The following is a 13506-nucleotide window of genomic DNA, read 5'->3' as shown; positions in this document are numbered from 1 at the left end:
CCAACCCCTTAGGGACCCATAAATTCTCAAAGAAGGGTTTCATACAAGGAATTCAGGGTAAAGCTTTTCTATTGTCTCCATGACCTTTGGACTTAAAAAATCACGGTTGATGAACTTCCTGTAAACCGGTAACCTCTCCTTTAACGTGAAACCAGCAGACTCTGTGAGCCTTCGAAGTTCATCTATCTCTGGCCAGGGGGCCTCCGGGTTCACGTAGTCCCTGCTCAGCGGTGAAACACCACCCCAGTCATCTGCACCTGCAAGCAGGAAGACCTCACCTGTTTCCCTGTTGAGGTTTGGGGGCACCTGTATGCTCACATCGGGAAAGAGGAGCTTGGCCACAGCAACCATCCTCACCATTTCAAGGAGTGAGGGCTCTGGGTGGCGCTCCATGGGTATCCCTGGCTTTGCCCGGAAGTTCTGGATTATTATCTCCTGCAGGTGACCGTACCTGTCCTGGATACGCCTGAGTTCAAGGAGTGATTCAGCCCGCTCCTCCACTGTCTCACCTATACCCACGAGTATCCCTGTGGTGAATGGTATTTTAAGGCGCCCAGCGTCTTCTATCATCTTTATCCTTAAGGCAGGATCTTTACCCGGGCTTTCACGGTGTGCCTCTTCCTTCATCAGCCGGGGACTTGCAGACTCAAGCATGAGGCCCATGGACGCGTTCACCTCCCTGAGCCTCCTGAGATCCCTGTAGCCAAGGACACCCATATTTGTGTGTGGCAGAAGACCATGATCCAGTGTGGCGCTGCAGAGGTGATAGGCATAGTCAACCATATCACGGAATCCGAGTTCTTCGAGTTTCTCCATCACGTCAGGGAACTCATGTGCATTCTCACCGAAGGTGAAGAGGGCCTCTGTGCACCCCATATCCCTGGCCATCCTGACATCCCTGAGGACGTCCCCTGGGGGAATGAGCGGGGGGTCAGGGGAGTCTGACCTGAAGGTGCAGTAGCCGCAGCGGTTGCGGCAGGCCCTTGTGAGGGGTATGAAGACATTCCTTGAGTAGGTCACCTCGCCTGGCTCACAGACACGCTTCATGAGGTCCAGTAGTTCAGGGCCGTCAACAAAGAGAAGTTCCAGGATTTCTTCCTTTCCAAGAACCATGGAAGCACCGCTAAAATAAGTTTAATCTGAAATATCAGAGACAACAACCTCAACAAAGCAGGGTCCCACACCACTCCTGTCCCTGTAGAGAACAACAAAGAGCCCTGTATCCTCTGTCATGCAGAGCCTGTAATTCACGCTGAAGTTCATATCCTCAAGGGCCTCCTTGAGCCTGTGGATACCCCCGATATCGGTTTCTGTCCCTACCTCAACACAGGACCTTATCTGCTCATCCATCACACCAATGAGGGCTGTGCCCTCCTCGGATATGAGCTCCAGTTCCTCTGCACCCAGTTTCTCTATAAGGCCATCAAGTTCCCTGCCCATGTCCTCAATGTTCATCCTCTTTCTTGACATTCCCCTTACTATGAGTATCTCCTTTGAGTCAAGGGCAGGTCTTGAGCCCTCAAACGCTTCAAAGTAACCCATGATCTCCCCGGCTATCCTGTGCAGTTTCATCAAGGTTATCACTCCTCTGATCCGTTAAGTTCCTCTATCTCGTATCTAAGTTCCCCCATCGTTGCAACCTTCTCAGCAAAGGCATTGTGTCTGTGTATGCTCTCCTCGTTTATCTGCCTTACGGTGACTATTGTATCGTCGGGGAGGTGGGGATACTCGCTGACTATCCTGTGAACCATGTTACGGACGCAGTCCTCAACGAACATGGGGTTCTCATGGGCACTCACAACAACGGCATTTTCGTCAGGCCTCTTGAGGAGTTCATAGACAGGTGAACTCATGGAGCTTTCTATGATGTTTATGAGGTTCTCGGCCCTTATCGTCTGGTCCTCAGGGACCTCTATCATTATCATGCCGCGCCCCCTCTGGTTGTGGGAGGCGAAGGATACACAGTCAAGAACCCTTTCAACTGTTTCAGGGTCAAGGAATTCCAGGAGATTCTGACGGGATGTTTCCTTAACCGATTCCTGTGCACAGGGGCACACGGTCATCCCCACCACCTCTGCCCCTATCATCTTGCGTATCACTATACCGTCATCGTCCCTGTACCCGATGGCGTCTGCCATGATTTTTGTCATCTCCTGGCTCTTCTTAGCGGTGACAGGGGATTTCTTCATGAACATGAAGTCGCTCTTCATGCTCACCTCTGCTCTGCGGGCGTACCTGTGCTTTTTGAGGAGTTCATTGACTATCTCCGCGCAGAGGGATTCCAGTTCAAGGGCACTGTTTTCAACAACCTCCTCGAGGACGTCACTTATGGCCTCGGGGTTCCTTGACATGTGGATCCCCCTCTGCCTGCTCGGGAGGTCCACGAATGCATCGAATGTTGGAAGAAGTATTATGGGTCTTCTACCATCCCTTTCTATCTTCAGAAGCTTCTTAACACCTGTAACACCCACCCTTGTAAGGTGAACGGGGATGCTAGGAATCTTGTCCTGTGTATCTGGAAAACAAACTAAACCCAAATTTTACACCCCATAACAGTAATGGTTACCTAGGTTTTAAGTATAGTATGAAAACTTTGCTTATATACTTGTCCGGTGATTATGAGTTCTCTGTGAAAGGATATTACACCGATGCTGGTTTATTCGCCGGGCTTCAGTCTGGCCTTCTGAATGGATACAATCACGGAGGGTAGGCTACATGGACCCGATCATGTATGGAACTGCAGGTATCATTGCCACCAGAACCAACCATGGGAGATATCCTCAGACACGGTCTTCCGGTTCTATGAGAGGAGCTTCAGTATCTCCTCAGGGCTGAGGTCCCTGATATTCTCATCCAGCCTCACACCGGCACCATACAGTTCCTCCGCCCTTGATGCAAGGAGGCTTGTGCTTTTATCGGGCTCCCCAATAACAAGGATTTCCCCAAGGTCTTCAAGCTTCCTTTCAATGTCATTCTTAAGGTGCTCTATCTTCTTCTCTATGCCCTTAAGGGCAGCATCAGGGATTCTGGGGTTTATCTTCTTCATGTCATCCACTGAGAGAGGTGCACCTGCAACCAGGATATTTCCAGGTTCAACGCCGACCTTAACAAGGAGCTTTTTAACTGAGGAATTGTTCACAATTATAAGTTTACCCTTCGAAGCTTTCTTTATCCTTTCAGATGGGTCTTCACGTTCAATGACACCGAAATCTGCAAGCATGCCGTCAATGGCCTCCCTCGCAGCCATGAGCCTCCTGCAGAAATCGTATACATCTTCCCCGGTGAGCTCATGTGATGGAAGGCTGGCGTATATATGGTCCTCGGCTTCAATGAGTTCCATCAGGGCCTCCTGAAATTTTCTGGTGTCTATGACGCCATCATGGGGGTCCCTGAACCTGGATTCCCTCCGGATATTCGCGCATGATTTTCTTATAAGCTCCTCTGCCTGTTTAACTCTGATTTTTTCCATCTTCTGACCCTCTCAGAAATTGAAGAATGGTGAAAACACATCGCTAATCTCATTGAAGATTTCAGCCACCGCCGGTGACCTCTCATATTCCACCTTAACACTGGAACCCTCAAGGCCCCCCATGAATGAGACATTCGAGTTTCCAAGGGCCTGCAGGTCATAGCCCCCCTCAAGCACAGCTGCGCATGGCATCCCTGTTTCATGGATGAACCATCCCATCCATGAGAAGAACTCCTCATCCACCCTTATATCTGCCAGTGGATCCATCCTGTGGGCATCGAACCCTGCAGATACGAATAACATATCTGCTCTGAATTCACTGAGTACCTGTGGGAGCACCTCTGAGAGTATCCAGATATAGTCGCTGTTCCCTGAACCCCGGGGCATGGGGATGTTGAGGTTGAAGCCCTCACCCTCCCTGTCTCCTATCTCCCCAATGAAGCCGGTCCCGGGGAAGAGTGTCCTGGGGTCCTGATGGACCGAGACATACATGACTTCCGGGTCGGTGTAGAATATGCTGGATGTTCCGTTCCCGTGGTGAACGTCAAAGTCAATCACAGCCGCCCTTGAAATCCCGAGGTTCCTGCGGCTGTGCTCAATGGCTATGGCGATGTTGTTGAATATGCAGAAACCCATGGACCTGTCATAGGTGGCATGGTGACCAGGGGGCCTCGCAACGGAGTATCCCCATCCACCCTTCAGCGCCTCCTCAGCCGCGACCATGGCACCACCTGCGGCGAGCCTCGCCACACTGAAGCTCTCGGGTGTCATGTAGGTGTCATAGTCCAGCCATCCACCGCCCCTCCCTGAGAACACCTCCAGGTACTCCACATGGACGCTGCTGTGGACCATGAGGATATCATGGATCCCCGCCATCCTTGGTTCCATGAACTTCAGCTGAAGCCCCGAAGACTTCAGGGCATCAATGATTGCACCTGTCCTTTCCTTGTTCTCAACATGGCCCTCATTGTTGTGGAGGTCATAGGTGCTGGAGTGTATAATGGCCATGGTTGAATTTTTTGGTGCAAGGGAATAAATAATTAATCGCCTATCATCCTGGTGGAGGTCATGTCCTCCTTCACTATGTTGAGGACTGTCTGGGTGTAGGTCCTCTGAACGTCACCCTCACTCAGCAAACCCTTGATGAAGCCATCCAGTTCCCCGGTATCCTTGAATTTCCCTATGAGTATGGCATCGAATTCTCCTGTGACGTCGTAGACTGCAAGGACGTTTTTGTGGTAGGCTGTCCGTGTCTCCCAGTTCCTCAGGACCCCACCCTTGACCTTCACACCTATTATGGCTGTGAGTTTGTATCCAAGTTTTGAGTGGTCTATTACTGGCACGAATTTCTTTATAACACCCTTCTTGACCAGCTTCTCAACACGGTTGTGCACAGTACCCACCGAGACATCGAGTATCCTTGAGATGTTCCTGTAGGACATGCGTCCGTCCTCATTCAGGAGGTCTATTATTTTCCTGTCAATATCATCGATTTTGACTAGATCATCATCCATTGGAATCACCACTAAACAATGTATACCTATGGAAGTTATATTATAAACTATTTTAAATTACAGTGCTTTAGAAGAAGTTATTAACTTTTATAGATAGGAGGTATTCCCTTATAAATGTTTAGCTGAAACCCATCTGCCTGCAAATAAACTTGTGCCTGATATGAATGGTATTCCCTTATAAATGTTTAGCTGAAACAGGAAAAAGTAAAAAAGGGTTAATCTATTCGTAGGCGTACCTGAGTGCAAGTGCCCTGTTCCAGAAGAGCTGGATGTAGGGGTATATTATGAGCACTGCTATTATGGTACCGATGATGGGTATTGCGTTCAGAAGGCCCGCAACGAATGCAATAACAGCTGCGATGAGACCGACAACGATGTACCAGATGATGTAGTCGAGCCATCCGATCTGGGAGATCACATCCAGTATTTCACTGAACCTGAATGCCGCTCCAAGTTCACTGTCATTGTAGGCCATGTGTGCTATTGCGATGGCCTCTATGAGTCCAAGGATTATTGCAAGTATCACACCGATTATCACGGTACCCCCAAGACCTGTGAAGGCTGTGGGGTTTGTAATAACACCGGTATCCGGTGAAACCATTGTTAGGGATCCGAAAGTACCTGCAAATATTATTATCAGTGGAACTATCATGTATGCTATCTGGACAACGAAGACCTTTAATCCATCAACGAACATTTCACCCCATTCATCAAATTCAGGAAGCTCATCAAAACCCGCTATTGAGGCCTTGAGGGCCCTGAAGCCGTATCCCATGACAAGGAAGATGGGTAGTATGACAACACTGGCTATCATAAGGACACCCAGTATTATGACCTTCTTCCAGTCACTGGAGGGATACCTTATGGCGTCGTTTACGATTTCACCTATATCCAATTTTCACACCTCCGCGGATTCCCGCAGCTAAAACTATATAAATGATTATATATAAAACTGCCTAATCTGTTTAGAGGAAGATATAAATCGCTGCACAGTTAATATACAACGGAGCGGGTGAATGGATGAAGAAGGGGATACTAATCGTTGCTTTGCTGGTGATCGTCGGGGGCTACTTCTACTTTACATCCACTTCAGGAGATTTTGAACCACTGGGGAGGCTCGGATTCGTTAAAATCGCAAACCCCGACATGTACCCTGGTCACATACACTCAAAGTTGCTTGCAGATTATGCCCGGGAAAGGGGATCAAGGTGCATCCTTGTTGTCCACTATGGGGGAAGCTCCAATTACCGCTGCTACATGGAGGGGGATGTCTACATCCTTGAACTTGCATACGTCGAGAAAAAGCAGTACAATCCTGGCATAGACTGGAATGAGGTCTGGCAGGAGGGAATATATGGTGTCCCTGACGACAAGTGGACCTACCGTTCAGATGGTAAGGAATTTGATACACTGGATGAGGCACTGGCTTATATAAAGGAGAGGGCCGCGGAGCACGGGCAGGTGGGCCCCATACCAATGGTGTACCACGGGACTGTTAGGGAGGGGGACATTTTCATAAACCAGGGGTGCGGTTTCCCCCTGTACTACAAAATTGCAAGGGAAGAGTACGGGCCCATCGCAGCATACTACTATGTTATAAGGGGAATAATCTTCCCTTACCTCAACAACCCCTACCGGAACTTTGAAATCAAGAATGCAAGGGCCCTTCAGTACTACTACACCCACAACATGCTGAACTATGAATGAGCACAGTTTTTGGTTGAATAGGGATTTGAATTGTAGGACTACGAACGGGAACCGTGGAGGTCCATTATGATCTCCTCAATCTCCCTGACCCCTGCATCTGTTTTTATGCCGGTTGGCCTTATATGGGTCCTTGAAACCCTGAACCCTGCCTCCCCAAGACCACCCATAACATCCATAAGAGGGGGGGCACTCACACCCAGCTTGCTGCAGATCTCATGGACGTCATAGAATCCGGGCGGCATTCCCACCTCCCCAATACAGGTCTTGAGCAGTTTCAGGACATCCTCTGATTTATTGAGGGCTTTATTTTTAGCTTCAGCCATCATGGATCCGATGAATTTTTCATCATGCAGGTCCCCGAGCCAGAGGGGTCCGGCAGCATCCATTTTAGCCCCGCAGAGGGGGCATTTTCTGTCTTCAGGCACGCCCCTCACATCTTCATGGTGAAGGCAGCTGAAGCAGTGGAGCATGTGGCCAATGTTTTTGAGGGTTTCATCGGCCCTCCTGGCACCCCTCCTCACATGGGCATAGATCCTCATGTAGTGCTGGCTGCTGTGTGATAGAAGGAATGATGCACCCTTACTGTACCTGGCAAGGTTCATTGCAGTGAAACCTGCAAGTATCCTCAGCCCTGTCTCATGACAGTACTCTGTTTTGAGGGGCCTTGCCGAGTACTTCCTGAGGCAGGGTTTTATATAGGTTCCGCAGAGACCCGAGGTGTCCGTGGCGGTAACAGCAAGGAGTGACCTGTTCCTGGCGGATGCCGCCGCAGAGTCCATGAATGGCGCCGGAGTCCCGAAGGGGTCCACATCGATAACATCAAAGCGGCCGGGGTTCCCTCTGAGGAAGATAGCAGCATCCTCCCTGCTGACCAGGGGGGATACAGAATTCAGCTCTGAATTATGCTCTATGCATTCAACTGCAAGGGGGTTTATATCATTTGCAGCGGCCTCAGAGACACCATCAACCTCCACCAGGTACCTTATGGCCCTTATGCCGCTCCCTGAGAATGTATCCGCTACACTTATCTCCCTATCAAGTATCCGCTGAAAGGCCTGAACCGCGAGCACCGACACATCCCTGTTGAACTCCATCACAGGGTTATAGAAGACAGGGGCCCTGGATGATACCTTACTGAAATCCGGAACCTCAATTGTGACTGAACCCTCATTTATGGTTATCATATTCAACACTTCCCTACCTAAACACGATAATAATCCACAGTTATAGTTCGGGACTTACATCCAATAAATGAAACTCGATTAACATTCACATTCTTATACTCTGGGAGCAACCCTAATGAAACGCAGTCACATACCAGGGATCAGCATCCAACATTGAGACTCACATCAATCTCAGTTACATACCAGGGATCAGCATCCAACCCGACTAACATCAATATGTTTATTAGTGCCGGATGATTTAGTGATTACTGTGATACTCAGACAGGATTTAGTAGGAGGGCCGGTGAATCAATGAGGGATTTTCTGGACAGAGTCTACACTGGAAGAAATGAGCCATGGCGTTATATGCTGACGGTGCTCCTTAGCTTCGTGGTGTCCAATGTGGGCGCCGGTTTTATGGTGGGGTTATTCCTGGTGGCCATCCTCATAATCACAGGGAGAATGGATGCATTTGGGGACATCCCGGGCTTCAGCTGGCCAGCTTTACTCATCATGGTGGCAGTGGCCTTTTCTACCTCAATGTTCTTTCTCTACGTTGGGTTGAAGTTCATCCACAGGCGTGATTTCATATCAGCCGTGAACTCAAGGGGTAGTGTCGACTGGAGGCGGATACTCAGTGGAGGGGTGGCCTGGTTTATTATTGTCGGGATCCTTGACCTGATCTCGATTGTGATGGATCCGTCTTCCGTCAGACTTAAGTTCACACCAGCATTCTGGTGGCTTCTGATACTTGCATTACTTGCATTTCCTGTGCAGGCTTCCTTTGAGGAGATATTCTTCAGGGGATACCTCATGCAGGGGATGTGGATGATCATTAAGAGGCCCATCCCACTGATGATCATGAATTCACTTATATTCTCAATCCTTCACTGGTGGAATGGCACGAACCTTACAATGAGCCTTTCAATAACAGCAAGCACATTCATCATTGGGCTGGTACTTGCACTCATAACACTCGCAGATGATGGTGTGGAACTCGCCATGGGGGTGCATATTGCAAACAACCTCTATGTCAGTGTTATACACAGCTCCCCGGAGGCCGGTCTTGGAAACCTTCCATCCCTGATGGTAAGCCCATCGGATCCCTACGCCTCCCCACTGGCACTGATCCTTGCATCGGCTCTTCTTGTGGCCATACTATTCAGGGGACGCTATGGGGATGTGCTGGATGTTCTGAGGTACCGTGGATGAGGATTGATAACCCACTGAATCGGAGTAACCTGGTTGGGTTATCACATTTTAACTGATTGCAGGGTTAGGGTATCACTTTTTAAGTTCCAGTGAGAAACTAATAACTCAGTAACTCTTACTCAGGTGTTCACATGATACCGGTTGCTACTCCCATAATCGATGAAGAGGAAATAGAGGAAGTCGTGAAGGTACTTAAATCGGGATTCATTGCCCAGGGACCACGGGTGGCGGAATTTGAGGAGAAGTTTGCATCCTGCGTGGGTACGGAACACGCTGTTGCAACAAGTTCAGGGACAACAGCCCTCCACCTCGCCCTCCTGGCCGCAGGGATTGGAAAAGGGGACCAGGTTATAACAACACCATTCAGCTTCGCTGCAACGGCAAACGCAGCCCTATACGTTGGTGCTGAGCCTGTATTTGCAGATATAGATCCCGAAACCTACAACATAGATCCTGAGGGGATCGAGGAACTCATAACACCCAGCACAAGGGCAATAATACCCGTACACCTCTACGGACAGCCCGCCGACATGGACCCCATCCTGGACCTGGCTGCTGATCATGACCTCCTGGTGATTGAGGATGCTGCCCAGGCCCATGGTGCAGAGTATCATGGGAGGATGGTGGGTTCAATGGGGGATGCCGCATGCTTCAGTTTCTACCCAACAAAGAACATCACAACAGGCGAGGGCGGGATGATAACAACTGATAATGAGGAAATTGCAGAAATGGCACGGATTCTGAGGGCCCACGGGGAGACAGAGCGCTACAATCACGCTTACCTTGGCTACAACTTCAGGATGACCGATATTGCCGCGGCCATTGGCATAGCCCAGCTAGGAAAACTTGAAGACTTCAACAGAAGGCGAATCAAAAATGCAGAGTACCTCACAGATAGCCTCAGGGACCTTGAGGGAGTATCAACACCCCACGTTGCAGCGGGGGTTAAACACGTCTTCCACCAGTACACCCTGAGGGTTCCGGGTTCAAGGGACAGGCTCATGGAATTCCTCAACAAGGGGGGCATAGGTACCGGGATTCACTACCCGAAACCCATCTACAGGCAGGAACTCTACCGGAGGATGGGCTTCAATGCCAGCTGTCCGGTCAGTGAAAAGGCTGCGGAGGAGGTCCTATCGCTACCGGTACACCCTGCCCTTACTGATGAGGACCTTGAAAGGATTGTGGATTCTGTCAGGGATTTCTTCGGGCAGAACTAACATTCTTATTATCTCAGGTGCAGTGTGGTGTTGAGAACCTGGCATAATTCTATTTTTTATATGTAACGCCCCATGAGGATGTACATTTAAAAATTAAACTACTGAATAACACTTAAGGGAGTTTCAGAGACTCAGCCGTTATTAAGGAACATTTTTCCTTACTGGAGCTTTTTCTTTACAGATTCAACCTTGTCACTGAGGCCCCTGTCGGTGTCCCTTCTATCATCGATTTTGATTGTTGTGTAGACCCTCTCTGAGCCCGCCTCCAGGACGGCCTCATGGGCCGCCTTAACAGCCTCAAGGAGTTCATCCAGGTCACCGGCCTCAACAAGAGTCCCCATACCTGAGATCTCATACCTCACGTTCATTTTCTCGAGGGCACTGACTGCAGCGGCCACGTAACCGCTGAGGGAAGTGCTGCCTGTACCGAGAGGTATTATGGTGAGCTCTGCGGTTATCATGGTGAATATATATGTCGGCTGTTTTATATATAGGTTCCATGGATGTTCAGGAATTCAACCGGAGAATCATGGCCAGAATAAGAGGTCTCATGGAATCACATAAACTCGTAGAGAGGGGAGAACACGTTGCAGTGGCACTTTCAGGCGGCAAGGACAGTGTGCTGACACTCCATGTGCTCTCAGATTTAAGGGAGGAACTGGATTTTGAACTCACAGCCATCACGGTTGATGAGGGTATAGAGGGCTACAGGGGGGAGGGGGTTCTCGCAGCAAGGGAAAACGCCCGTATAAGGCGGGTTGAACTCATAGAGAAATCATTCAGGGATGAATTCAACTTTGAACTTGACGATGTTCTGGAAGGGTTCAGAAGCCCCTGCATCCCCTGCGGTGTCTTCAGGAGGTGGATACTCAACAGGACAGCCAGGGAAATAGGAGCATCAAAGATTGCAACGGGCCACAACATGGACGACGAGGTTCAGTCATTCATCATGAGCCTTGCAAGGGGGGATGTGAGGAAGTTCTCCAAGTTCGGCCCGAAACTTCAGAGGATACACCCCCGGATGGTACCGAGGATAAAACCCCTCTGGAGCACACCTGAGGAGGATGTCAGGCTCTGGGCTGAGCTCAATGATGTGAAATTTCACAGTGCCCCCTGTCCCTACTCCAGCAGATCAATGAGGGCAGGGATAAGGGATTTCCTTAACCGGATAGAATCAGATAGTCCCGGTGTAAAGGAGATGATCATGAAATCATTAAAGGTCACATTCCAGCCTCTGGCGGAGGATTATGGGATTGGAGAGTGTTCAATCTGCGGAGAACCAGCGTCAGGGATTAAATGTAAGGCCTGTGAGTTCCTTGAAATTATAGGAGAAGCGGATCGTTAGGCAGAGGCTTTTGTTTGATAAACTGTTTATTCCAGGATTCTGGTAACTGAGCCGATACCCTTGCTCCTTCCCTCACGGAAGATTATCTTCTGACCCTCCTTCACATGGTGGGGCCTGTACTTGAACCTCATCCTCACCCTGCCCCTGTCACCGGCTGACATGAACTCTGCATCAAGGGGTTCCAGTATGGTGGTCTCGGCTATTGTTTCAATGTGGGTTACGCTCTCATAGCCCGCCTTTATGGTTGTGGGATGCACCAGTATGGCCACGTCGGCCTCAAATTCCCTGACCGCCTCTGGTTCATAGTCAGGGTGGGCCAGTATCATACCCCTCTCTATTTCATCGGCGGATGCCCCTGAGATGGATATTCCAACTATATGTCCTGGCTCTGCACAGCCTATACGGTAGTGGTGCATCTCGATGGATTTAACGGTGACTTCCCTGAATTTCCCGGTATTCATGGGGCCAAGGAGCAGGGTATCACCCTTCCTGACAAGGCCCTGCTGGATGGTTCCACTGACAACGGTTCCAACACCCCTGATGGTGTATACCTTGTCTATGTACATGAGGAACGGCTTCTCGTCCCCGTTGACGTCACGCTTAACCTGGAGGTTGAGGAAGAGTTCATCCAGGACTTCAAGGCCCTCCCCTGTGACAGAGGATGTCTCTATTATGGGTACTATATGCTGGTTCATCTTGCCGGCTATTTCCCGTGCAGAGTCCCTTCCGGTCACATGGAAGGGTATCCTCCCAACCAGTTTAAGGAGTTCAGATATCTTCGCCCGCACACCCCTCCTCTGGGAGGGGGTTGCCATGTCGGTTTTTGTGAGCACAACGATCACGGGGAGCTCCATTGCAATCATTATACCCAGGTGCTCCCTTGTTATATGTGTTGGGCCCTCATCAGCGGCAACGGTCAGGAGGCCATAGTCCAGGTTCTGCCCCACAATCCCCCTTATTGTTGTCCTCAGCCATGGCTCATGTCCAACGGTATCAACGAAGGATATTACCCTGTCGGCCTTATCCATGAGCCCTGATTTCTCCTTCCGGTCCAGGGGATTTTTGAGTCTTATGACCCTTCCATCCCTGAATCCATATATGGCGAAGGATAGATCCGCTGATAGGCCCCTTTCTATCTCGTGTTTCTGGACATCAAGGAATATCCTTGTCTTACCGCTTCCATCGTCGGGGGTTCCCGTTGTGAGTGTACCTAGGAGTGTGCTCTTTCCATGGTCAACATGGCCGGCGACACCTATGAGGAGGTGTTCCCTTTCTGTTTTCTGTTTCCTTGAGATTATCACCTCGGCAACCCTGCCGTGGGTTCCCTCATGGAGGTTAACCTCCTCCACAATGGCATCTATCTCCTGACTCAATTTTTTGAGGACCTCAACTGACTCCTTCAGTTCCTCATCAGGGAGGCCAACCGGTTCACCGCTGTCCTCCACGCCAAGGAGGTATACGGCCCTTCCACCGCCCCTCTCCATACGGTACTTCATCTGGGAGATGAGGCTCTTCTTCCGGTCCATCTTCAGATGATACCCGGGTGAGAGTGCCTTCTTGAATTCTATGTTTCTCCTCTCACCGGGTGATGTGAATGATCGGATATCTTCTATCATATCTCGTTCTATTCCCTTTTCACTGGATTTGTGAAATGGCAGGTACCATACCTTTCTTCCTGGAGTTTTCTCACGATTTCTGCTGCTTCCTCGAAGCTACCGGCCTTTCCAAATATGCGCCTTTTTTTAACCTTCAGGGTTCTTCCACAGACGCACTTCCTGGTATCTGAACCCTCCTTTGAGTAGAGGGCCCTTCCACAGTCACATCTGAATATGACGTACATTGCATATCACACTGCTCTTTCCACAGTAAATATTTA

General features: G+C 49.7%; 15 protein-coding genes. 4 read left to right on the top strand and 11 right to left on the bottom strand.

Annotation, left to right across the window (positions count from 1 at the left end; translation table 11 throughout):
- Positions 1 to 39: 39 nt before the first annotated feature.
- The 7 genes from cofG to AB9H23_RS06415 form a co-directional block, all read right to left on the bottom strand.
- A complete protein-coding gene (gene cofG / locus AB9H23_RS06445; protein WP_370004568.1) occupies positions 40 to 1113 on the bottom strand; it encodes a 7,8-didemethyl-8-hydroxy-5-deazariboflavin synthase subunit CofG in 1074 nt (357 codons plus the stop codon).
- A 21-nt stretch (positions 1114 to 1134) separates the two neighbouring features.
- Complete coding sequence (locus tag AB9H23_RS06440; RefSeq protein WP_370005971.1) at positions 1135 to 1572, bottom strand: DUF2120 family protein; 438 nt, start codon at positions 1570 to 1572, stop codon at positions 1135 to 1137.
- Between the two features lie 8 nt (positions 1573 to 1580).
- The gene (gene mptA / locus AB9H23_RS06435) at positions 1581 to 2537 is read right to left on the bottom strand and encodes a GTP cyclohydrolase MptA (RefSeq protein WP_370004567.1); all 957 of its coding nucleotides are present in this window, start codon (positions 2535 to 2537) and stop codon (positions 1581 to 1583) included.
- Positions 2538 to 2800: 263 nt separating this feature from the next.
- Positions 2801 to 3469, bottom strand: a complete 669-nt coding sequence (locus AB9H23_RS06430) for a DUF2100 domain-containing protein (protein WP_370004566.1) — start codon at positions 3467 to 3469, stop codon at positions 2801 to 2803.
- A 12-nt stretch (positions 3470 to 3481) separates the two neighbouring features.
- Positions 3482 to 4477, bottom strand: coding sequence for a histone deacetylase family protein (locus AB9H23_RS06425; protein ID WP_370004565.1), 996 nt, complete (start codon positions 4475 to 4477; stop codon positions 3482 to 3484).
- A gap of 32 nt (positions 4478 to 4509) precedes the next feature.
- Complete coding sequence (locus AB9H23_RS06420) at positions 4510 to 4983, bottom strand: Lrp/AsnC family transcriptional regulator (RefSeq protein ID WP_370004564.1); 474 nt, start codon at positions 4981 to 4983, stop codon at positions 4510 to 4512.
- A 220-nt stretch (positions 4984 to 5203) separates the two neighbouring features.
- Positions 5204 to 5878 carry a DUF4013 domain-containing protein gene (locus AB9H23_RS06415; protein ID WP_370004563.1) on the bottom strand — a complete coding sequence of 225 codons (675 nt, stop codon included), beginning with the start codon at positions 5876 to 5878 and terminating at the stop codon, positions 5204 to 5206.
- Between the two features lie 125 nt (positions 5879 to 6003).
- On the opposite strand from AB9H23_RS06415, the gene AB9H23_RS06410 reads away from it, so the two are divergent.
- Positions 6004 to 6690, top strand: a complete 687-nt coding sequence (locus AB9H23_RS06410; RefSeq protein WP_013296357.1) for a hypothetical protein — start codon at positions 6004 to 6006, stop codon at positions 6688 to 6690.
- 38 nt (positions 6691 to 6728) lie between these two features.
- Here AB9H23_RS06410 and AB9H23_RS06405 read toward each other — a convergent pair whose 3' ends face one another.
- Entirely contained in the window at positions 6729 to 7874 is a 1146-nt protein-coding gene (locus AB9H23_RS06405; RefSeq protein WP_147671431.1) for a tRNA (guanine(10)-N(2))-dimethyltransferase, read from the bottom strand.
- A 291-nt stretch (positions 7875 to 8165) separates the two neighbouring features.
- Here AB9H23_RS06405 and AB9H23_RS06400 point away from each other — a divergent pair, with 291 nt between their 5' ends.
- Positions 8166 to 9065 carry a CPBP family intramembrane glutamic endopeptidase gene (locus AB9H23_RS06400; protein WP_013296355.1) on the top strand — a complete coding sequence of 300 codons (900 nt, stop codon included), beginning with the start codon at positions 8166 to 8168 and terminating at the stop codon, positions 9063 to 9065.
- Positions 9066 to 9196: 131 nt separating this feature from the next.
- A complete protein-coding gene (locus AB9H23_RS06395) occupies positions 9197 to 10285 on the top strand; it encodes a DegT/DnrJ/EryC1/StrS family aminotransferase (protein ID WP_370004562.1) in 1089 nt (362 codons plus the stop codon).
- A 158-nt stretch (positions 10286 to 10443) separates the two neighbouring features.
- Here AB9H23_RS06395 and AB9H23_RS06390 read toward each other — a convergent pair whose 3' ends face one another.
- Positions 10444 to 10746: an MTH1187 family thiamine-binding protein gene (locus AB9H23_RS06390; protein WP_013296353.1), complete on the bottom strand. Its 303-nt coding sequence runs from the start codon at positions 10744 to 10746 to the stop codon at positions 10444 to 10446.
- A gap of 11 nt (positions 10747 to 10757) precedes the next feature.
- Here AB9H23_RS06390 and AB9H23_RS06385 point away from each other — a divergent pair, with 11 nt between their 5' ends.
- The gene (locus AB9H23_RS06385; protein ID WP_147671435.1) at positions 10758 to 11630 is read left to right on the top strand and encodes a TIGR00269 family protein; all 873 of its coding nucleotides are present in this window, start codon (positions 10758 to 10760) and stop codon (positions 11628 to 11630) included.
- A gap of 26 nt (positions 11631 to 11656) precedes the next feature.
- On the opposite strand, the gene AB9H23_RS06380 is transcribed toward AB9H23_RS06385, so the two are convergent.
- Both AB9H23_RS06380 and AB9H23_RS06375 read right to left on the bottom strand, forming a co-directional pair.
- Complete coding sequence (locus AB9H23_RS06380; protein ID WP_370004561.1) at positions 11657 to 13246, bottom strand: GTPBP1 family GTP-binding protein; 1590 nt, start codon at positions 13244 to 13246, stop codon at positions 11657 to 11659.
- Between the two features lie 8 nt (positions 13247 to 13254).
- Complete coding sequence (locus tag AB9H23_RS06375; protein ID WP_370004560.1) at positions 13255 to 13470, bottom strand: DUF1922 domain-containing protein; 216 nt, start codon at positions 13468 to 13470, stop codon at positions 13255 to 13257.
- Positions 13471 to 13506 lie beyond the last annotated feature (36 nt).

The organism is Methanothermobacter sp. KEPCO 2, assembly GCF_041228365.1.
In the GTDB taxonomy this organism is placed as follows: domain Archaea; phylum Methanobacteriota; class Methanobacteria; order Methanobacteriales; family Methanothermobacteraceae; genus Methanothermobacter; species Methanothermobacter marburgensis.
Note: the sequence above shows the minus strand (reverse complement) of the source record. Positions and strands in the feature narration are given on the sequence as shown.

Excerpts from the sequence above, each read along its gene's own strand:
- cofG (WP_370004568.1), bottom strand. The coding sequence starts at position 1,113 with ATGGTTCTTGGAAAGGAAGAAATCCTGGAACTTCTCTTTGTTGACGGC.
- AB9H23_RS06440 (WP_370005971.1), bottom strand. The coding sequence starts at position 1,572 with ATGAAACTGCACAGGATAGCCGGGGAGATCATGGGTTACTTTGAAGCG.
- AB9H23_RS06430 (WP_370004566.1), bottom strand. The coding sequence starts at position 3,469 with ATGGAAAAAATCAGAGTTAAACAGGCAGAGGAGCTTATAAGAAAATCA.
- AB9H23_RS06425 (WP_370004565.1), bottom strand. The coding sequence starts at position 4,477 with ATGGCCATTATACACTCCAGCACCTATGACCTCCACAACAATGAGGGC.
- AB9H23_RS06420 (WP_370004564.1), bottom strand. The coding sequence starts at position 4,983 with ATGGATGATGATCTAGTCAAAATCGATGATATTGACAGGAAAATAATA.
- AB9H23_RS06410 (WP_013296357.1), top strand. The coding sequence starts at position 6,004 with ATGAAGAAGGGGATACTAATCGTTGCTTTGCTGGTGATCGTCGGGGGC.
- AB9H23_RS06405 (WP_147671431.1), bottom strand. The coding sequence starts at position 7,874 with ATGATAACCATAAATGAGGGTTCAGTCACAATTGAGGTTCCGGATTTC.
- AB9H23_RS06400 (WP_013296355.1), top strand. The coding sequence starts at position 8,166 with ATGAGGGATTTTCTGGACAGAGTCTACACTGGAAGAAATGAGCCATGG.
- AB9H23_RS06395 (WP_370004562.1), top strand. The coding sequence starts at position 9,197 with ATGATACCGGTTGCTACTCCCATAATCGATGAAGAGGAAATAGAGGAA.
- AB9H23_RS06390 (WP_013296353.1), bottom strand. The coding sequence starts at position 10,746 with ATGATAACCGCAGAGCTCACCATAATACCTCTCGGTACAGGCAGCACT.
- AB9H23_RS06385 (WP_147671435.1), top strand. The coding sequence starts at position 10,758 with ATGTCGGCTGTTTTATATATAGGTTCCATGGATGTTCAGGAATTCAAC.
- AB9H23_RS06380 (WP_370004561.1), bottom strand. The coding sequence starts at position 13,246 with ATGATAGAAGATATCCGATCATTCACATCACCCGGTGAGAGGAGAAAC.
- AB9H23_RS06375 (WP_370004560.1), bottom strand. The coding sequence starts at position 13,470 with ATGTACGTCATATTCAGATGTGACTGTGGAAGGGCCCTCTACTCAAAG.